Source organism: Frigoriflavimonas asaccharolytica, from assembly GCF_013294015.1.
In the GTDB taxonomy this organism is placed as follows: domain Bacteria; phylum Bacteroidota; class Bacteroidia; order Flavobacteriales; family Weeksellaceae; genus Frigoriflavimonas; species Frigoriflavimonas asaccharolytica.
This window is the reverse complement of record NZ_JABSNO010000013.1, coordinates 46,578-65,633: the sequence shown is the minus strand read 5'-3', so window position 1 is coordinate 65,633 and position 19,056 is coordinate 46,578. Positions and strand designations below refer to the sequence as shown.

The following is a 19,056-nucleotide window of genomic DNA, read 5'->3' as shown; positions in this document are numbered from 1 at the left end:
ATCCTGAAATTTAATTTTCAGGATTTTTAATCTATTATCTATCAGTCTATTATCTCTTGTTCTCAATTTACTTCATCTTCTCGGCATCAGCTACAAACTGCGCCAAACCTTTATCCGTTAATGGATGATTCAATAAATTTAATATGGAAGATAGAGGAGAAGTTACCACATCTGCACCTACTTTTGCACAATTGATAATGTGCATCGGTGAACGAATAGAGGCTGCAAGTATCTCACAATCATACATATAATTGTCAAATATCAATCTTATTTCTTCTATTAAATTCATTCCGTCTACAGAAATATCATCTAATCTACCCAAAAATGGCGATACATAATTTGCACCTGCTTTTGCAGCAAGTAACGCTTGTCCTGCAGAAAATATTAAAGTACAATTTGTTTTAATTCCTTTGTCTGCAAAATATTTTAAAGCTTTTATTCCATCTTTTATCATAGGAATTTTCACTACAATATTAGGGTGAATTTTTGCCAATTCGTCTCCTTCTGCGATCATTTCTTCGTAGGTTGTAGAAAGTACTTCCGCAGAAATATCTCCGTCTACAATTTCGCAAATGGTTTTGTAATGCGCATTAATAGCATCCTTCCCTGCGATTCCCTCTTTCGCCATAAGCGATGGATTTGTAGTTACACCGTCCAAAATCCCAAGATCTTGAGCTTCTCTAATCTGGTCTAAATTTGCAGTATCGATAAAAAATTTCATAATTATTTTTTTGGTTGTGCAAAGGTAAGAATTTTGATTTTGAATTTTATTTATTATTAATTTATTCTTATCGAAAATTCTTTATTTTAATAGTATTAAAGTTTGTTAAAGCTATTCAACAGACTTTTTTTAATTAATTAAATACGCTATTTTTGTGAAAATAATAAAACCTAATGGAGCAATTTGAAAGCTGGAAAGATTTATTAAATCCTGAATTTTATATAAAAATGGGTGGATTTTGGGTAATTTTATTCATTATTTTCGCAGAAACAGGACTTTTCGTTGGTTTTTTCTTGCCGGGAGATAGTTTGCTTTTTGTTTCTGGTATTTACGCTGTAGATATCATGACGACTACATTTGGCGGAAGTGGTTCGGATCTTTTGGATACTACTTTGCTTGCAGGTTGTGTTTCTGTTGCTGCTATCTTGGGAAATGCAGTTGGATATTGGTTTGGAAGAAAAGCCGGACCATCTTTGTACAAAAAACAAGACACTTTCTTTTTTAAGAAAAAATACCTTTTTCAAGCACAGAAATTTTTCTTAAAACATGGTTCTATGGCCGTTATAATGGCGAGATTTTTACCTATTGTAAGAACTTTTATGCCAATCGTTGCTGGTATAGTTGATATGGATAGAGCAAAATTTTTGAAAGACAATGTTATTGGTGGTATTCTTTGGTCTTTCTCTTTAATTTTCGCAGGACATTATTTGAATGAACTTTTTTCTAAGCAATTTGGTATAGATTTGAAATCGCATTTAGAAATGATTATCATTATCATCGTATTGGTTACTACTTTACCATTGATTTTAAAGTTTGTTTTTAGCAAACATGAAGTAGATAATTTTGAAGAAGATATTCATTAACAAAACATAAAAAAAAGGTAAATTGAAAAATTTACCTTTTTTTTTGATTAATTTAAAACCTATGCAATAGAAATATTATTTAGAAATAATAATTTTCTTAGTCAGTTTTATTTCTCCACTTGTAAAAGTCCCAAAATAAGTTCCGGTTGCAAAGGAAGAAACATCTATTTTACTTTCATTTTTACTTTGTAGAATCATTCTTCCTGCCGCATCTGTTAGTACAAAATTATATGTAATAATGTTCCGGTTTTTAATTTCTATATTAATGAAGTCTTTCGTAGGATTTGGAAAAATTCTAACTGCATCGTTATCAAAATCATTTCCTGTTTCATTCGTAGCCAATATAGTTGTAGAAGCCACAGCAAAGTGTTGTAGAGCTCCAAGTGCCGCTTTGGCAACATTGAAAACGAAAACAGGATCCATATTCGTATAAGTATCATTTGCAGTATGTGGAAAACTGCTGACGTTTGATTCGTAGAAACCAGTGATAACTTCATTATTGTTTTCAAATGGAATATAATCTGAAGAATATGCTGGTCCAATCGTGGTAAGAAGAGTAGAGTAGAGTGATGTACAATTTGCCAATTCTTGAGTAATGGTAGCAGATGCCGCATTATTTGTAGTTGGTGTACTTTCATCTCTTTCGCAAACGATGGTATTATTTATTTGTCCTGCTTTTCCACCAACTTGATCTATATTAAATACCAAACGAATATCCATTTTTGGTGTGCTCGCATTTACGATGTTATTTACATAATGTTGGCTACCATTCAAGCCTTGCTCTTCACCAGAAAAATTGATAAATTTAATAGAATATTCTGTTGGCACATCTTTCAAAATTCTCGCTGCTTCTAGAATTATAGAAATTCCGCTTCCATTGTCATTTACTCCAGGACCTGCAATGGTATCAAAATGACCGCAAATTATTACAAAAGTATTTGGGTAGAGCGATCCAATTTTTGTAACCACTAAATTTTTTGAATTAGTAGTTCCCACTGTAAAAGGATCTTCTACAATTTGTGAAGCTGCATATCCAAACGAAACATATTTTGTTTTTAGCCAAGCCAATGCGTTTGTATTGTTGGTGCTTCCAGTTGTTTTCACACCATAAGAAGAAAATTCTGTAAGATGAGAATTTATATTAGATTGTGTAATACTGTTTACTCTACTTTGGTAAGCGGGAATAAAACTTTGAGAAAATATAGATTGAAAAGAGATTATACCGACAAATAGAAGTATTTTTTTCATTGGAAGTTTCTGATTTTAAGATGTAAAGATAAAAAAAATCCTGGATAAAATATCCAGGATTGTAATGTTGATAACAAATGAATTACTATTTTACTTGATCTACAACTGCTTTGAAAGCTTCTGGATGATTCATTGCTAAATCTGCCAATACTTTTCTATTCAATTCTATGTTGTGTTTTTTGCATGCTCCCATAAATTGAGAGTATGTCATCCCGTACTGTCTTGCACCAGCGTTGATACGCATGATCCATAATGCACGGAAATTTCTTTTCTTTTCTTTTCTACCACGGTAAGCATAAGACATTGCTTTCTCTACCGCGTTTTTCGCTACTGTCCAAACGTTTTTTCTTCTTCCGAAAAAACCTTTCGCAAGTTTCATTACTTTTTTTCTTCTCGCTCTAGACGCTACTGCGTTTACTGATCTTGGCATATTAAATTTGTTTTTTTGAAAGAGGCGGCAAGCTATTTCATTGCACTTTGTTGCACTATTTCAGGGTTAAATTACTTGATTGAATGATATTCAATTCTTATAAACCGATTGATTTATAAAAACTAAATAATTGCTAATTGGCGAAGTACACTTTTTCTATCCACTTTTGCAACATAAGAAGTTTGCGTAAGATTTCTCTTTTGCTTGGTTTCTTTTTTGGTTAAAATGTGGCTTTTGAAAGCTCCTTTTCTTTTAATTTTACCAGTTCCGGTAAGCTTAAAACGCTTTTTAGCTCCTGATTTTGTTTTTAATTTTGGCATTTTTCTGCTTTTTAAAAGGTTTTGTTATCAACTATTACAGTGTGCAAAAGTACGATAAATATTGATGTAGACAATACTTTTATACTATTTAATTTCATTTATTTGATAAAATAAGAAACCACGAAAATTTTCGTGGTTCTATTTATAATGTAAGTTTGCAATTAATTATTTTGCAGGTTTCTTCGGGCTCATCATCATGATCATTCTTTTTCCTTCTAATTTTGGCAAAGAATCTACTTTTCCCACGTGCTCCAATTCTTGTGCAAGACGTAGTAGAAGAATTTCCCCTTGATCTTTAAAAACAATAGATCTACCTTTAAAGAATACGTAAGTCTTCAACTTAGCACCTTCTTCTAAAAACTTTTCTGCGTGTTTCTTCTTAAAATCATAATCGTGATCATCAGTTTGTGGACCGAAACGAATTTCTTTTACCACAACCTTTACCTGCTTCGCTTTCAGCTCTTTAGTCTTCTTCTTTTGCTCGTACAAGAATTTTTTATAATCTAAAATTCTTGCAACAAAAGGTTCAGCTTTATCTGAAATAACGACAAGATCTAATTCTTGATCTTTTGCCATTTGTTGCGCTTTCGCTAATGAAAATACACCTTGTTCTGGTCCTATTTCTATATTGTCTCCTACCAAACGAAGTTCATTCGCGCGGATTTTGTCATTGATCATGTGTAAATCTTCCTGACGTCTAGGAGTTCTTCTGTTGTAAAATCTTTTCTGTGCTATTGTAGTATATTTTAAATGGTTATTTTTCTATAAAGATAATATAATCTTTTTTATTTCGTTTGCAAATTTAGTCTTTTTTTAGATAGTTGCTTCTTTTTTAAACATGGAAATAAAATCTTCCAGTTTCATCTCTCCTAAATCTCCCTCGCCACGTTTTCTTACAGAAACAGTGCCATTCGCGGCTTCATTCTCACCAACAATCAACATAAATGGAAATTTGCTCATCTCTGCGTCTCGTATTTTCTTGCCCGTCTTCTCGTTTCTTGCATCTATTTCTCCGCTAATATCGTTATTTTCTAGCAATTCAGAAACTTTTTCTGCATAATCTGCAAATTTTTCACTTATTGGCAATAGAATATAAGGATTTGGAGCCAACCATAATGGAAATTCTCCAGCTGTATTTTCTATTAAAATAGCAATAAAACGTTCCATAGAACCAAATGGTGCACGATGGATCATCACTGGTCTGTGCTTTTCACCATCATTACCAATATAATTCAATTCAAATCTTTCTGGCAAATTATAATCTACTTGAATAGTTCCTAATTGCCAACTTCTTCCTAATGCATCTTTCACCATAAAATCTAACTTTGGTCCGTAGAATGCAGCTTCGCCGTATTCTATTACAGTTTTTAGATTTTTTTCATTTGCAGCAGTGATAATTGCATTTTCAGCTTTCTCCCAATTTTCATCAGAACCGATATATTTTTGCTTATTTTCTGGATCTCTTAAAGAAATTTGTGTGGTAAAATCTGAAAAACCTAAGGAATTAAAAACATAAAGCGTTAAATCAATTACTTTTTTGAATTCATCCATCAATTGATCTGGAGTACAGAAAATGTGTGCATCATCTTGCGTGAAACCTCTCACCCTCGTTAATCCATGCAATTCGCCAGATTGTTCATATCTATAAACTGTTCCAAATTCTGCATATCTTTTTGGTAAATCTCTATAGCTCCATTGCGATGTTTTATATATTTCGCAGTGGTGCGGACAGTTCATTGGCTTTAGAAAGAACTCTTCACCTTCATGCGGAGTTTTTATGGGTTGAAAACTATCTGCTCCATATTTTTCATAATGTCCAGAAGTCTTATAAAGTTCTACATTGGCAATATGTGGAGTCATTACAAATTCGTAACCACCTTTTTTCTGAGCTTTTGATAAGAAATCTTCTAATTTTTTTCTTAAAATAGTTCCTTTCGGCAACCATAATGGCAATCCTGCTCCCACTTTCTCAGAAAAAGCGAAAATACCCATTTCCTTACCTAATTTTCTATGATCACGGCGTTTTGCCTCTTCTAGTAATTCTAAATATTCCGTTAAATCTTTTTGTTTTGGGAAAGAGATTGCATAAACACGTGTTAATTGTTTATTCTTCTCATCACCTCTCCAATATGCTCCTGCTGCATTTAAGATTTTCACAGCTTTCACGATTCCTGTAGAAGGAATATGACCACCTCTACAAAGATCTGTGAAATCATCATGTTTGCAAAAAGTGATTTCCCCATCTTGAAGATTGGAAATTAATTCTTGCTTGTATATATTGTCTTTGTATTCCGAAAGTGCATCTTCTTTTGACACTGAGTATAATGAAAAGCTGCTATTTTTTTTAGCATTTTCTAGCATTTTCTTCTCAATCTTTTCAAAATCCTTTTCAGAAAGAACTTCTTCACCAAAATCTACATCATAGTAAAATCCATTTTCTATAGCTGGACCGATGGTTAATTTCGCTTCTGGAAAATAGGCTAAAATTGCTTGTGCCAAAAGGTGAGCAGAAGAATGCCAAAAAGCCTTCTTACCCAAACTATCATTCCAGGTTAGTAATTGTACCGTTGCATCTTTATCAATTGTTGTAGTTGTTTCTACTTGTGTACCATTTACTATTGAAGAAATGGTATTTCTCGCCAAACCTTCGCTTATAGAAAGCGCAATGTCATGCGGAGTAACTGGATTTTCAAAATTTTTGATGCTTCCATCAGGAAGTGTAATATTTACCATAATTGAACTGAAAAATTAATATGCAAAAATACGAAAATTTCTTTTACTAGAAAGAAATTCACGATAATAAAAGATGTAAGTGAATTCTGTTTGTAGACTATTTTTCTTCGTTTTCCATTTTGCCTTCCTCATTTGTCTCAGAAGATTTTTCTATATCGCTCTTGTCAATATCCGGAGGATTTTGATTTTCAGAGGCTGCAGGAATATTTTCAAAATCTTGATTTTGTTTTTGTCTTTGTGCTTCAGAAATTTTTTCGGTAGACTCTTGGTTTTTATCTTCTGTATTCATTGTTTTAAATTATAATTTTGTAGTATCAATTTGTCCTGTTTCATCTACAATTTCATATTTTAGTGCTTTTGCTAAAATAAATATCTGATTGAGGTTTTCTTTTAATTGATTTCTCCCTTCACTTCTCAATTGATTTTGATCAACTCTTTTTACAGCGGCATCTTTTGCAGATTTTGTCACTTTTTTTATTTGATTTTCGTCAATTCTATTGATGAAAGAATCGTCCATTGATTGTATTTCTACATTAGGATTTATCTTTATTTCCGCATTAGGCAATTCTTTAATGATCAATTTTTTATTGATGGAATCTACCTCCAATTTCATCTTTTTCAAATCATAAGAAACCTGAGCATTGGTATTTGTGAGGGTAACGATTTCATTATCAGAGATTTTTTTTCCTAGTATTTCAAAAGATAATTTGGTTTTTTGGATGCTAGAAAAATCTTGTTCTACAACCACCATTTTATTCATTTTTGTTATCTGGTTTGTAAGCAAATAATTGTAGCTGGTAGATTTTTCTTGGCTAATGGAACTGCATTTGTTGATACCAAACAAGATTAAAAGAACAATGATAGCGCCAGAAAGTAAAAAAATAATCGATTTCTTATCCATCAAAATTTTATTTAAAAATATCTTTTATAGAAGAATCATCTTTTTTTAATATTTCTAAAAGATCTTTTTCTAAATAGCCAGATGTTGGAAATTCTATAATTCTTCCTATTTCTTTTCCATATCTGCTTACGATAAATGTTGGAACTCTTTGAATATTTAATTGTGCTTCTTCACCATCTGGAGATTCTTTCTTTCTATTAACAGTAATTATCGTTAATTTATCTTCTGGAAAACCTGTTGCTTCCACAATTTTCATAAATCTTGGAAAATCTCTATGGCTATCTTCGCACCATGTTCCTAAAAAAACGGTGATGGCATAAGTTTTAAATTTTTGTTTTTTCAAACCTTCAATTGCCTCTGCGTTGATTTGATATTCTTCTTTTCCTTGTTTGTACCAAGAATCGTAAGGTGCTTTTTCAAACTGAGAAACTGTTTGAGTTCCGAGTAGCATCTTCCCATCTGATGTAGTTTCTACTTCTCTATTTACTACCACTTTCTGTGCTTCGCAAGATTGCGTGATCATCAATAAACCAGACGCTAAGATTAATTTTGTAATATATTTTTTCATAATTAAATTTTGATTTACATCATAGAATCACCACGCCTTATGGAAGTTTCTATGTAAATAGTAGATTGCAGCCTTACAATGTTATTTATTTAATATTGTTTTCAAATCCGCTGCAGAATAATATTTATTTTTTAAGACTTTATGATCAGAAGTTCTATGAACATTATACTTCTCACCAGATTTTTCGTAAAAAGCCTCTTCACCTTTTTCCAAATAATGTGCCACAGTTTCTTGCGCTTGTAATTCTGTTTCGCAAGCTTTAGACATATTTGATCTTTGAACTTCATTAAATAAATCTGGAAATTTTTCTCCTAAACCGAATTCTAAAACTGCCCCGCTCAAAACATATTGCAAATCGCACAATGCATCTGCAATTTCTACCAAGTCGTTATCAGCTATCGCTGTTTTTAATTCGTCTAATTCTTCTTGAAGAAGAGAAACTCTTAATTCGCATCTTTCTGCTGATGGAATTTCGGGATTTTCTAAAATTGGAGCTTTGAAAGTTTTATGAAATTCTGCCACTTGATTGAGTGGATCTATTTTTTGCATCATTATTCTTAATATTAGACAAATATAAACATTCAAACCTATAAACAAAAACCGCTCCTTAAAAAGAAACGGTTTTTTGATAATTTAATAAAGTACTTTTTATTGTTTGATAAATCTCTTTGATGTTTTTCCAATTTGAATAAGATAAACACCTGCGGAAAGTCTATCAATATTTATTTGTTGCTCAGTAATAACTCCGGAACTAATCAATTTCCCAGTCATATCGAAGATATTAAAATCTTTTGATTCATTATTTTTAATATACAGAATATTGCCTTTTACAGGGTTTGGATAAATAGTGAAATCTTGAACCATATTTTCTACACCAATAGATTCTCTTGCAGCAGAGTTGATATTTACTGTATAATCTTCCACTTGTCCATAGGTGAAAGTTCCGCACGGTGTAGTTGGAACTACATTGTACTGCATTATAACTCTCATTCTTGTTGCGCCTAATTTGGCAGAAGCAGGAATTGTAACTGAGCCTGTTACTGGAGTTGTAGTAGATGCAGCTTTGGTCCAAACTGTTTCGCCAGAATCTGTAAATAATCCATTTCCATTGTAATCAATATATACTGCGTAGGCTTCATTGTATTTTGTAGAACTCCAAGTTGGAGTAATAGATAATGTATAATTTGTTCCTCTTGTGATATTTGTTGATATTGAAGTGAAATTCTCATATCCAGAAGTGCCAGTAGAACTATTGTTGATGGTATTAAATTTTACATTTCCTATTCTTTCATCAGAAGTGTTTGTAGCTGAAGAAGTACAATAGTTTACAGCATTTGAAAGTGTAGTTACGGAAACTGTGTTACTTGAAGCTGAAATATTTCCTGCAGCATCTTTCGCTTTTACTGTAAATGAATAATTAGTTGCAGCTGAAAGTCCTGAAACAGAATAACTTGTTGAACTTGTAGATCCCAAAAGTGCAGTATTTTGATATACGTTATATCCATTAACTCCTACATTATCTGTTGCTCCACTCCAAGATAGATTGGTAGAATTTGTAGTTGTACCAGAAGCAGATAGAGTTGGCGCAGTAGGAGCGATGGTATCACTTGAACCCGCGGAAACAGTAATATTTGCTGTATTTACATTAAAGAAAATATGATTACTTCCTTTTACCATAATTCTACCAGTAGAAGTTGTAGCATTTGGAATAGTAACCGCTTGCGAACCATCATTAGGTGTTGCTGCTAATAATGTAGTCCAAGAATTTCCATTATTGTTTGACCATAAAATATCAACATTCGCAGCATTGATACTATTTGCAGTTGTTCCAGCTATATTCCAAGTAATCGTTTGTGAAGAACCACCCGTGTAAGAAGTGCTGGTTGCTTGCGATGTAACTGCGAAAGGTCCTGCTGTAGAATTTACAGTAATTATGGCATCGTCAGAATTATTTGCAGATCCAGAAGGTCTATTATCTCGAACTGTAAATCTGAAATTTAAATTTCTTGCAACAGATGGCAAAGCTTCAACCACTATTTCTGAACCTGATGTTGTAGTAGCACCGGCCAAAACTCTCGACATGTTAGGGAAGTACCTTGTTGGAGTTGTTGTGGATAGATAAGATCTGAAAGTTGGACCAGAAGTCTTAGTAGCAGTAGCTGCTGAACTTGCTCCTGTTTGCGAACTAGAAGCATTATCCAATTGTTCCCAATTGTAAGTTAAAACGTCACCATTAGCATCTGTTCCAACTCCTGTTAACATAAATGGAGTACTTTTAGGAATGGTAAAATCTAAACCAGCGTTAGCAGTTGGAATTGAATTGCCAGTATTTGTAGATGTCGGACATGTTTTAGTTTTAATATTATCTGTTACTTGTTGGATACTAACAGCGTGGAAATAAGCATCAGAATGTGCTTGAATATCTTGACTAGTAATTCCAGCGTAACCCATTATAGTTGATCCAGAACCTGGCTCCATATTTACACCAGTTCCTTCATTGCTCATTGAAAATGTATGATTAGCTCCAAATTGATGTCCCAATTCATGCGCTACATAATCTACATCAAAATTATCACCACTTGGTACACCATCTGAAGGAGAAGTGTATCCACTTCCTTTGCTTCCATTTACGCAAACGCAACCAATACAACCAGCATTTCCGCCACCACCAGATGCGCCAAATAGATGCCCAACATCATAATTTGCTTCTCCAATTACAGAAGTTAAGGTTGATTGTAATTGAGAATTCCAATTAGCCATGCTGCTTGAAGCTGAGTAGGGATCAGAGGATGCGCTTGTATAAATTACCGCATCATTATTTGCAATTAATACCATTCGAGCAGAAAAATCTTTTTCGAAAATAGCATTAACTCTTGTCATTGTATTGTTAATTGCTGCTAATGCCAAGGCTTTTGTTCCTCCAAAATAGGCAGTATATTCACCTGTTACAGACATTGCTAAACGGAAAGTTCTCAATTTTGCATCATCAGCATTTGGTCTTGCAGTCATATTACTTACTATTTGAGATTTAGCATCATCAATAGTAGCACATTCAAATTTACTTAAACTTGATGTTTTATCAGATTTTTTGTAAACAATATAAGTTGAATTGTCCTTTGTGTACGGTTCTATAAAAACAGCGGAATCATCAGCGCTAATTTCCATAGAAGATAATCCTAATGGAGAAACGCTGAAATAAATAATATTTGTAGGATTTTCTAAACTTTGACCAACATATGATTTAATTTCTGGATACTTTGCTGCTAAAGCTGGATCAAAATTAGATAACTCTGAAACTTTAAAATTTTCCATTGTATTATTAGCCGTTGGAAAAGGGATAATATTTTGAGATTTTTCGTTTTTTCCTAATTTTTTGGGTGCATTTTCTAGTGCAGATTTTAGACCATCAATATTTAAGGAATATAACTGGGGATTGTTAATAGAAAGTTTATTTTCTAAAACTTTCGTTCCTGCATTTCTTGCAGTATTAGTCCACAAAGAACCGGCTTGACCAAAGGAAAAACCGGTAACAGCCATAAAGGCGATCGATAATAGTTTTGTTTTCATTTTGTTTAAGATTTTAAAATTCGTTATTTTTTATTCCTTATTAAGGGAATCAAATGTATGAATTATTATGAAACAAAAAACTTTTTTATTATCAAATTTTAAACCTTTTTGCAATTATGTTAAAACTATCGTATTTCACTATATTTTTGAGATGAATGAATAAAAAAACCGACTCATTTTTGAATCGGTTTGTAATTTAAATAAGAAAAATAATTATCTAGAAATTTCTCTACCAATTACCAATCTTTGGATTTCTGAAGTTCCTTCTCCTATGGTACATAATTTAGAATCTCTGTAGAATTTCTCTACTGGAAAATCTTTCGTGTAACCGTAGCCTCCAAAAATTTGAATAGCATTATTACTAATTCTTACACAAGCTTCGGATGCATATAATTTCGCCATTGCACCTTCTACAGTCATTTTTTCTTTAGCATTTTTTAGATTAGAAGCTTTTTGAATTAATAATTCTGCCGCAGAAATTTCTGTTGCCATATCTGCTAACATAAAATTCACTGCTTGAAATTCATTAATAGCTTTTCCAAACTGTTTTCTTTCCTTTGAATATTGCAAAGCTGCTTTGTATGCACCTCTTGCAGTTCCTAAAGATAGTGCAGCTATAGAAATTCTACCACCATCTAATATCTTCATGGCTTGTTTGAAACCAGAACCAACTTCTCCTAGTCTGTTTGCATCGGAAACTCTTACATTATCAAAAATTAATTCTGCAGTTTCAGAAGCTCTCATTCCCAGTTTATTTTCCTTTTTTCCAGATGTAAAACCAGCTGTTCCTTTTTCAATTACAAAAGCAGTGGAATTGTTTTTTGCTCCAACTTCACCTGTTCTCGTCATTACAACAGCAATATCTCCAGAGATTGCATGCGTAATAAAGTTTTTTGCGCCATTGATAATCCAATCGTCGCCATCTTTTACAGCGGTAGTACTCATACCACCAGAATCAGATCCTGTGTTGTGCTCCGTAAGACCCCATGCTCCGATAACTTTTCCAGAAGCCAATTGTGGCAACCATCTTTGTCTTTGCTCTTCGTTTCCAAATTCATATATATGATTGGTGCATAAAGAATTATGTGCTGCAACTGATAATCCGATCGAAGGATCTACTTGCGATATTTCGTCTAATATAGTTACGTATTCATGGTAACCAAGGCCAGAACCACCATATTCTTCTGGAATTACGATACCCATGAAACCCATTTCACCTAATTCATGAAATAAATCTTTTGGGAAAGTTTGACTTTCGTCCCATTCCATTATGTTTGGTCTTATTTTTTTCTCTGCAAAATCTCTTGCTGTTTCAGCAATCATTTTTAGGTTGTCGTTCATAAAGTTGTATATTTTGTAAAGGTAAATATTTTGTAATAAATAGAAAAATTTTAGTTAAAAAATCATTTATTTCTCAAAAAAAGAATTTTAATTTAAAGGAAACCACTTTCTATAGATATAAATCATCATCAATAGCCAACTGTAACCCAAGCAAAATCCTGCTAAAACATCACTTGGATAGTGTACACGTAGATAAATTCTACTGATACCAATAGCGATAGAAAGTGAAACTATCAAAGTGATCAGTGTTAGTTTCAAAAATTTCGGAAGTTGGGTTAGCCAAATTAAATAAGCAATTGCGCCATAAAAAACGAAGCTAAAAGTAGCATGTCCACTAGGAAAACTAAAACCATCTTCTGAAAATAATAAAGGATAGGGAGGTCTTGCTCGCGCAAATATATTTTTTAAAACTACTAATAATATAATGCCTCCAATTCCAGAAATAAACAGAAATATTGCTTTCTTTTTCTGTTTAATTATAAATAATAGCAATACCAATGCTGGAAAGAAGAACTTAATAAAAGTTGGGGAAGATAAATTGGTAATTGTTTGAACAATTTTATCCAATCTTTCATTTCGGATAAAATTTTTAAATAATGAAAAAATTGTCTCATCAAAGTAAGTTTCTTTTTCTAGAACGATCTCATCTGTAATCAGAAATATAATCCACAAGGAAATAAAAAATAAAGCTACAGAAATTAATAAGTAAATAGATTTATTTAAATAATAGTTTTTTAAAAAGTACCCAATTTTTTTCATTGAAAAGAAAAATTTTCTTTTGCAAAAATAACGTTTTGTTCATATAGAATTAAAACCTTTTTCCATTGTAAATCCGTAATTTTGCATATTACAATTATTAAACATGAAAAAATCTTTATATTTTCTCTTATTGATGCCTTTTTTTAGTCTAGCACAAATTCCTACCGGATATTACGACGGTACAAGTGGATTAACTGGTTATGCTTTAAAAAATAAAATTAGTCAAATAATTTCTGCAAAACATTATGCTTATAATTACAGCGATGTTACAGATTTTTACGCCACCACAGATATTGACAATATTTACGAAAACGATGGAACAATTCTAGATATTTATTCAGAAAATCCTACTGGACCAGATGCTTACAGCTATACTCCAACACAAATTGTTGGTACTGCTTCTGCAGAAGGACAGGGTTTTAATAGAGAACACGGGATGCCACAAAGTACCTATTATGGTGTTTATCCAATGTATTCTGATATGAATTATTTGATTCCTGCAGATGCGTACATCAACCAGAGAAGAAGTAATTATCCGTATGCAAGAAACAACGGAAACAATAGATTGTTCTCGAATGGCAGCAAACTAGGAAATAGTACAACTCCAGGATATTCTAATTTAGTGTACGAACCTATAGATGAATTTAAAGGCGATGTTGCGAGATATTTATTATATTTTGTGACGAGGTATGAAGGTTCTTTAAAATCTTTTAATCACCAACTTTCTACGTGTCCACTTGATGGGAGTGAAGAAAAAGGATATGAAGATTGGTATATCACTATGTTGAAAGAATGGAATACTCTGGATCCCGTTTCACCGAGAGAAATCAATAGAAATAATGCTATTTTTAATATAGAAAAAACCAGAAATCCATTTATAGATCATCCAGAATGGGTGAATATGATTTGGTCTGAAACTGCAGATGCAATTGCACCACAAGCTCCTGCTTTACTTATCAATAATGGAATTGGTGAATCTTTTGTTAAATTATCTTGGCAACAAATTGCAGATACAGACTTTCTTGGCTATCAAGTTTTCCAAAATGGAAATTATATTGGTTACACAAAAACAACCAATTTTGTGGCAGATCGCTTAACGCCAAATACAACATATAATTTTACGGTAAGAGCGTATGATAAAGGATATTTGCAATCTGTAGACAGCAACGTATTATCAGTTTCTACGGTTGGTGCAGATATTCTCGCAAAAGATTTGATGATTACAAAATACATAGAAGGATCTACAAATTCGGGAAGTAATCAATCCAACTCTGCTATAGAAATTATGAATAAAACTGGACATGATGTTGTTCTAAATAATTATCATTTGTCCATTCAATTTAAAGGAACTGGAACTACCTATTATTTTAGCGGTAGTTATATGCTAGAAGGAACTTTGGCTCCGAATGAAAGAAAAGTGATCATCAATCCCTTTGCTAGTTTTCCAAATTACACCGTAGACCAAGCAAATTTCGTAACTGCAGCTCCACCATTAACTTTCACTGGGACGCAATATGTAGAACTTGCTTACGCTACAAAATATTTGAAAACAGTTTCCACAAATAATTATGATATTTATTATACAACAGTAGATGCTATAGGTTTTAAAGATACTTCAAACACATTAAACAATCAATCTTTATATAGAAATATGGACGTTACGGATCCAAGATCAGATTTTACAATTTCTGAATGGACGCAACACCCAAACGATTATACAGTAGATTTAGGTACAGATTCTGTCCTGAATGTTATTGAATTTGCGAATGAAAATCAATTTATCATCTATCCAAATCCCGCTCAAAACGAAATATTCTTAAAGGGTAACGATTTACAAAAAATAACAGATGTGAAAATTTATGATGCAACTGGAAGATTACTACTTTCCGAAATTGCACCTTTTAGAAATAAAAAATCCATCAATATTTCTAAGTTAAATGTTGGCGTATACTATTTGCAAGTAGCTGGTAAGAATTTAAAATTTATAAAAAATTAATACTTCAATAAAAATTTACATATGGTATTTAGTAGGATTAAATTGATAAATTATTAAAAACTAGGTTAATCGGCCAGAAAATGTTCTTTTTGATTTCAAAAGATGTATTTCATTAGATCATCATTTTTAAATGAAAAAATTTAATAGTGCTCAAAATATTTTCGTGCGAATTTACATGGATGTTGATTTCTAAATATCATTCCATCCTATTTTTGGTAAAATTATCCCTAAATTTGCAGCCTAAATAAAGATATGGAAGAAGAATACAAATCCCTGAATTTTATAGAACAAATTATAGAAGAAGATATCGCAAATGGTTTACCTAAAGACCAATTGCGTTTTCGTTTTCCACCAGAACCAAATGGTTATTTGCATGTTGGGCACACCAAAGCCATCTGCATTAATTTTGGTTTAGGCGAAAAATACGGCGCACCAGTAAATCTTCGTTTTGATGATACCAACCCAGAAAAAGAAGAGCAAGAATTTGTAGATTCCATCAAGAAAGATATTGATTGGTTGGGTTTTAAGTATGATAAAGAATTGTACGCATCAGATTATTTTGATGAATTGTACAATTGGGCTGTTGAAATGATAAAAAATGGAAAAGCCTATATAGATGAGCAAAAGTCTGAAGCTATTACCGAGCAAAGAAAAACCCCATTTGAAGAAGGTGTAGATTCACCGTTCAGAAACCGACCTGCTGAAGAAAGTTTAAAACTTTTTGAAGGCATGAAAAATGGAGATTTTGAAGTGGGAGCAATGAGTTTGCGCGCAAAAATAGACATGAAATCGCCCAATATGAATATGCGCGATCCTGTAATGTACCGAATTTTGAAAAAAACGCACCACAGAACTGGCGACCAATGGAAAATCTATCCAATGTACGATTGGGCACATGGCGAAAGTGATTATCTAGAGCAAATTTCGCATTCCCTTTGTAGTTTAGAATTTGAAAATCATAGACCTTTGTATGATTGGTATTTAGACCAAATATATAAAGATGGTACCGTTAGAAATAAACAGCGAGAATTCGCTAGAATGAATGTCTCATACCTGATTACTTCTAAAAGAAAGTTGCAAAGATTAGTGGAAGAAAAAGTGGTAACAGGTTGGGACGATCCTAGAATGCCAACAATTTCTGGTATGCGTAGAAAAGGTTATACGGCCAATTCCATCAAAAATTTTATAGAAAAAGTAGGCGTTGCAAAACGTGAAAATTTGATTGATATTGCTCTTTTAGAGTTCTGTGTACGCGAAGATCTCAATAAAGTTGCTAATAGAATGATGGCGGTTTTGGATCCTATAAAATTAATTATAGAAAATTATCCAGAAGGCCAAGAAGAATGGTTGGAAACAGAAAATAACCAAGAAGATGAATCTGCGGGACTAAGAAAAGTGCCTTTCAGCAGAGAATTGTATATAGAAAAAGAAGATTTTAAAGAAGAAGCCAACAAGAAATTTTTCAGATTAAAATTAGGTGGAGAAGTTCGTTTGAAATCTGGCTACATCATTAAAGCAGAAAGGGTTGATAAAGATGAGAACGGAGAAATCACGACTATTTATGCTACTTATGATGAAAAAAGTAAATCTGGAAGTGGAACTGAAGAAAGTTTAAGAAAAGTAAAAGGAACTCTGCATTGGGTTTCTGCAAAACATGCAATTCCATTGGAAGTGAGAATGTTCGAAAGATTGTTCACCGTAGAACAACCAGATGCAGAGAAAGAAACTGACTTTTTAGAATTCGTAAATCCAAATTCAATGACGATTATAAGTGGTTTTGGCGAACCTGCTTTAGCAGAAGTAGAGATCGAAAAAGCTTTGCAATTTCAGCGTTTAGGTTATTTTGCGAAAGATAGAGATTCCTCAGAAAATAAATTAATATTCAACCAAACGGTTACTTTGAAGGATGGTTTTAAGCCAGAATAATTGATTTTTTTTAATAATTTTTTCTGAATATTTATTATCTTACTTCAATTTATCAAATAAGAACAAGAACTATATTTGCAACAAAATTTAATATAAAATATGAAATACCTAATTTTAATCGCAACATTTTTTACAACGTTTGCGATGGCACAAAACAAAAAAGTAACTTCTTCAACCATCAATTGGTGGGGTTATAAAGTAGCAAAAACTGCAGCATCTTCTCACACCGGAACTATTGATTTAAAATCTGGATACTTCGTAGTGAAAGGAAAAAGTGTAACTGGTGGAAGTTTTGTTTTCGATATGAATTCGCTTACATCTACAGATCTTTCTGGCGGAACTTTAGAAAAATTTAATGGCCATTTAAAAAATGGAGATTTCTTTGAAACAGAAAAATTTCCATTAGCAAGTTATGTGATTACCTCTATTTCTAAAAGTAATAATGCAGCTTTTCCTTTTATGATTAACGGAAATCTAACTGTAAAAGGAATTACAAAGAAGGTTTCTTTTCCAGCAAAATTGACTCTAGGAAAGGTTTTGACTTTAGAATCTGATAAATTTAGTTTCAATAGACAAGATTTTAACGTAGAATATCAATCTGCAATGAAGGACGTCGTTATTAAAAATGATATCGATATGAAAATCAATTTGACAGCGAACTAGATACTAATTATACTATATCAATTGCCACTTTTACACAGAAGTGGCAATTTTTTGTTTAGAAATTATATCCCCAACAATTATTTTGGCATGAATTCTAGAATTTTCTATAAACCAAAGATGCGTATCTTTTCCACCACAAACCACACCTGCCAAATATAAATTTGGAATGTTAGATTCCATAGTTTCATCACTATAAATAGGTTTCAGATTATTATCTTGCAATTGTATTCCAGCATTTTTTAAAAATTCGAAGTTGGGCAAATATCCCGTCATCGCAAGTACAAAATCATTTTCTATTTCTAAATTTGCTTCATTTTCATCTTTGAAAATAACCGAATTTTCTGTAATTTCTACAATTTGTGAATTAAAATAAGCTTTTATGCTACCTTCTTTTATTCGATTTTCAATATCTGGTTTCACCCAATATTTTACACTTTTAGAAAACTCAGAATTTCTGATAATCATGGTAACGTCTGCACCTTTACGATAAGTTTCCAAAGCTGCATCTACAGCAGAATTGCTAGAACCTACAACCACAACTTTCTGGTTTGCAAATGGATAAGCTTCTTTGTAATAATGCAGTACTTTTGGTAAATTTTCACCTTTCACATTCAGCAGAACAGGGAAATCATAAAATCCTGTTGCTATTACCACATTTTTTGCTTCGTACTTACCCTTGGAAGTTTCTATAAAAAAATTTTCACTTTTAGTAATTTTTAAAACTTCTTCATACAATTTTATATTAACATTTTTTTGTCTCGCAATTCCTTGATAATATTCCAAAGCATCTTGTCTGCCTGGTTTTGTAGAAGTTGTAATAAATGGAATTTGCGAAATTTCTAGTTTATCTGCTGTAGAAAAAAACTGCATATACAAAGGGTAATTGTAGAGTGAATTTACAATCGTTCCCTTTTCTATGATCAAATAAGACAGTCCCTCTTTTTCCGCTTCTAGTGCACAATTCAACCCAATTGGTCCAGCTCCAATGATAATAATATCCCACATTTTTTCTTCCATTTC

At 32.3% G+C, this 19,056-nt stretch carries 18 protein-coding genes; 4 read left to right on the top strand and 14 right to left on the bottom strand.

Annotated elements, in window-relative coordinates; translation table 11 throughout:
- Positions 1 to 67: 67 nt before the first annotated feature.
- Complete coding sequence (gene fsa, locus HNQ03_RS09730) at positions 68 to 721, bottom strand: fructose-6-phosphate aldolase (RefSeq protein ID WP_173779480.1); 654 nt, start codon at positions 719 to 721, stop codon at positions 68 to 70.
- Positions 722 to 894: 173 nt separating this feature from the next.
- Here fsa and HNQ03_RS09725 point away from each other — a divergent pair, with 173 nt between their 5' ends.
- Positions 895 to 1,584, top strand: a complete 690-nt coding sequence (locus HNQ03_RS09725; RefSeq protein ID WP_173779479.1) for a DedA family protein — start codon at positions 895 to 897, stop codon at positions 1,582 to 1,584.
- A gap of 75 nt (positions 1,585 to 1,659) precedes the next feature.
- On the opposite strand, the gene HNQ03_RS09720 is transcribed toward HNQ03_RS09725, so the two are convergent.
- The 12 genes from HNQ03_RS09720 to HNQ03_RS09665 form a co-directional block, all read right to left on the bottom strand.
- Positions 1,660 to 2,832: a M20/M25/M40 family metallo-hydrolase gene (locus HNQ03_RS09720; protein ID WP_173779478.1), complete on the bottom strand. Its 1,173-nt coding sequence runs from the start codon at positions 2,830 to 2,832 to the stop codon at positions 1,660 to 1,662.
- 85 nt (positions 2,833 to 2,917) lie between these two features.
- Positions 2,918 to 3,262 carry a 50S ribosomal protein L20 gene (gene rplT, locus HNQ03_RS09715; protein ID WP_173779477.1) on the bottom strand — a complete coding sequence of 115 codons (345 nt, stop codon included), beginning with the start codon at positions 3,260 to 3,262 and terminating at the stop codon, positions 2,918 to 2,920.
- Between the two features lie 122 nt (positions 3,263 to 3,384).
- Positions 3,385 to 3,582, bottom strand: coding sequence for a 50S ribosomal protein L35 (gene rpmI / locus HNQ03_RS09710; RefSeq protein ID WP_173779476.1), 198 nt, complete (start codon positions 3,580 to 3,582; stop codon positions 3,385 to 3,387).
- 165 nt (positions 3,583 to 3,747) lie between these two features.
- Positions 3,748 to 4,260: a translation initiation factor IF-3 gene (gene infC / locus HNQ03_RS09705; protein WP_173779475.1), complete on the bottom strand. Its 513-nt coding sequence runs from the start codon at positions 4,258 to 4,260 to the stop codon at positions 3,748 to 3,750.
- Positions 4,261 to 4,395: 135 nt separating this feature from the next.
- Complete coding sequence (thrS, locus tag HNQ03_RS09700) at positions 4,396 to 6,315, bottom strand: threonine--tRNA ligase (protein WP_173779474.1); 1,920 nt, start codon at positions 6,313 to 6,315, stop codon at positions 4,396 to 4,398.
- Between the two features lie 97 nt (positions 6,316 to 6,412).
- Positions 6,413 to 6,604 (bottom strand): hypothetical protein, encoded by a 192-nt coding sequence (locus HNQ03_RS09695; RefSeq protein WP_173779473.1) that lies wholly within the window; start codon positions 6,602 to 6,604, stop codon positions 6,413 to 6,415.
- Positions 6,605 to 6,613: 9 nt separating this feature from the next.
- Positions 6,614 to 7,216 carry a DUF4230 domain-containing protein gene (locus HNQ03_RS09690; RefSeq protein ID WP_173779472.1) on the bottom strand — a complete coding sequence of 201 codons (603 nt, stop codon included), beginning with the start codon at positions 7,214 to 7,216 and terminating at the stop codon, positions 6,614 to 6,616.
- Positions 7,217 to 7,223: 7 nt separating this feature from the next.
- Positions 7,224 to 7,784, bottom strand: a complete 561-nt coding sequence (locus HNQ03_RS09685) for a thioredoxin family protein (protein ID WP_173779471.1) — start codon at positions 7,782 to 7,784, stop codon at positions 7,224 to 7,226.
- 81 nt (positions 7,785 to 7,865) lie between these two features.
- Positions 7,866 to 8,333 carry a pyrophosphohydrolase domain-containing protein gene (locus HNQ03_RS09680; RefSeq protein WP_173779502.1) on the bottom strand — a complete coding sequence of 156 codons (468 nt, stop codon included), beginning with the start codon at positions 8,331 to 8,333 and terminating at the stop codon, positions 7,866 to 7,868.
- A 99-nt stretch (positions 8,334 to 8,432) separates the two neighbouring features.
- Complete coding sequence (locus HNQ03_RS09675; protein ID WP_173779470.1) at positions 8,433 to 11,351, bottom strand: reprolysin-like metallopeptidase; 2,919 nt, start codon at positions 11,349 to 11,351, stop codon at positions 8,433 to 8,435.
- A gap of 213 nt (positions 11,352 to 11,564) precedes the next feature.
- On the bottom strand, positions 11,565 to 12,692 hold the full coding sequence (locus tag HNQ03_RS09670) for an acyl-CoA dehydrogenase family protein (RefSeq protein ID WP_173779469.1): 1,128 nt from the start codon (positions 12,690 to 12,692) through the stop codon (positions 11,565 to 11,567).
- Between the two features lie 87 nt (positions 12,693 to 12,779).
- Entirely contained in the window at positions 12,780 to 13,451 is a 672-nt protein-coding gene (locus HNQ03_RS09665) for a phosphatase PAP2 family protein (RefSeq protein WP_173779468.1), read from the bottom strand.
- A gap of 103 nt (positions 13,452 to 13,554) precedes the next feature.
- Here HNQ03_RS09665 and HNQ03_RS09660 point away from each other — a divergent pair, with 103 nt between their 5' ends.
- The 3 genes from HNQ03_RS09660 to HNQ03_RS09650 all read left to right on the top strand — a co-directional run bounded on the left by HNQ03_RS09660 (position 13,555) and on the right by HNQ03_RS09650 (position 18,036).
- Positions 13,555 to 15,447, top strand: a complete 1,893-nt coding sequence (locus HNQ03_RS09660) for an endonuclease (RefSeq protein WP_173779467.1) — start codon at positions 13,555 to 13,557, stop codon at positions 15,445 to 15,447.
- Between the two features lie 252 nt (positions 15,448 to 15,699).
- Complete coding sequence (locus HNQ03_RS09655) at positions 15,700 to 17,373, top strand: glutamine--tRNA ligase/YqeY domain fusion protein (protein ID WP_173779466.1); 1,674 nt, start codon at positions 15,700 to 15,702, stop codon at positions 17,371 to 17,373.
- Positions 17,374 to 17,472: 99 nt separating this feature from the next.
- A complete protein-coding gene (locus tag HNQ03_RS09650; RefSeq protein WP_173779465.1) occupies positions 17,473 to 18,036 on the top strand; it encodes a YceI family protein in 564 nt (187 codons plus the stop codon).
- A gap of 30 nt (positions 18,037 to 18,066) precedes the next feature.
- Here HNQ03_RS09650 and HNQ03_RS09645 read toward each other — a convergent pair whose 3' ends face one another.
- Positions 18,067 to 19,053, bottom strand: coding sequence for a YpdA family putative bacillithiol disulfide reductase (locus HNQ03_RS09645; protein WP_173779464.1), 987 nt, complete (start codon positions 19,051 to 19,053; stop codon positions 18,067 to 18,069).
- Positions 19,054 to 19,056: the final 3 nt, after the last annotated feature.

What these genes read in the sequence shown, in the direction of transcription:
- HNQ03_RS09720 (WP_173779478.1), bottom strand. Translation starts at nt 2,832, where the DNA reads ATGAAAAAAATACTTCTATTTGTCGGTATAATCTCTTTTCAATCTATA.
- HNQ03_RS09690 (WP_173779472.1), bottom strand. Translation starts at nt 7,216, where the DNA reads ATGGATAAGAAATCGATTATTTTTTTACTTTCTGGCGCTATCATTGTT.
- rpmI (WP_173779476.1), bottom strand. Translation starts at nt 3,582, where the DNA reads ATGCCAAAATTAAAAACAAAATCAGGAGCTAAAAAGCGTTTTAAGCTT.
- HNQ03_RS09680 (WP_173779502.1), bottom strand. Translation starts at nt 8,333, where the DNA reads ATGCAAAAAATAGATCCACTCAATCAAGTGGCAGAATTTCATAAAACT.
- HNQ03_RS09695 (WP_173779473.1), bottom strand. Translation starts at nt 6,604, where the DNA reads ATGAATACAGAAGATAAAAACCAAGAGTCTACCGAAAAAATTTCTGAA.
- HNQ03_RS09670 (WP_173779469.1), bottom strand. Translation starts at nt 12,692, where the DNA reads ATGAACGACAACCTAAAAATGATTGCTGAAACAGCAAGAGATTTTGCA.
- rplT (WP_173779477.1), bottom strand. Translation starts at nt 3,262, where the DNA reads ATGCCAAGATCAGTAAACGCAGTAGCGTCTAGAGCGAGAAGAAAAAAA.
- HNQ03_RS09660 (WP_173779467.1), top strand. Translation starts at nt 13,555, where the DNA reads ATGAAAAAATCTTTATATTTTCTCTTATTGATGCCTTTTTTTAGTCTA.
- HNQ03_RS09685 (WP_173779471.1), bottom strand. Translation starts at nt 7,784, where the DNA reads ATGAAAAAATATATTACAAAATTAATCTTAGCGTCTGGTTTATTGATG.
- fsa (WP_173779480.1), bottom strand. Translation starts at nt 721, where the DNA reads ATGAAATTTTTTATCGATACTGCAAATTTAGACCAGATTAGAGAAGCT.
- HNQ03_RS09650 (WP_173779465.1), top strand. Translation starts at nt 17,473, where the DNA reads ATGAAATACCTAATTTTAATCGCAACATTTTTTACAACGTTTGCGATG.
- HNQ03_RS09725 (WP_173779479.1), top strand. Translation starts at nt 895, where the DNA reads ATGGAGCAATTTGAAAGCTGGAAAGATTTATTAAATCCTGAATTTTAT.
- HNQ03_RS09645 (WP_173779464.1), bottom strand. Translation starts at nt 19,053, where the DNA reads ATGGAAGAAAAAATGTGGGATATTATTATCATTGGAGCTGGACCAATT.
- infC (WP_173779475.1), bottom strand. Translation starts at nt 4,260, where the DNA reads ATGATCAATGACAAAATCCGCGCGAATGAACTTCGTTTGGTAGGAGAC.
- HNQ03_RS09665 (WP_173779468.1), bottom strand. Translation starts at nt 13,451, where the DNA reads ATGAAAAAAATTGGGTACTTTTTAAAAAACTATTATTTAAATAAATCT.
- HNQ03_RS09655 (WP_173779466.1), top strand. Translation starts at nt 15,700, where the DNA reads ATGGAAGAAGAATACAAATCCCTGAATTTTATAGAACAAATTATAGAA.
- thrS (WP_173779474.1), bottom strand. Translation starts at nt 6,315, where the DNA reads ATGGTAAATATTACACTTCCTGATGGAAGCATCAAAAATTTTGAAAAT.
- HNQ03_RS09675 (WP_173779470.1), bottom strand. Translation starts at nt 11,351, where the DNA reads ATGAAAACAAAACTATTATCGATCGCCTTTATGGCTGTTACCGGTTTT.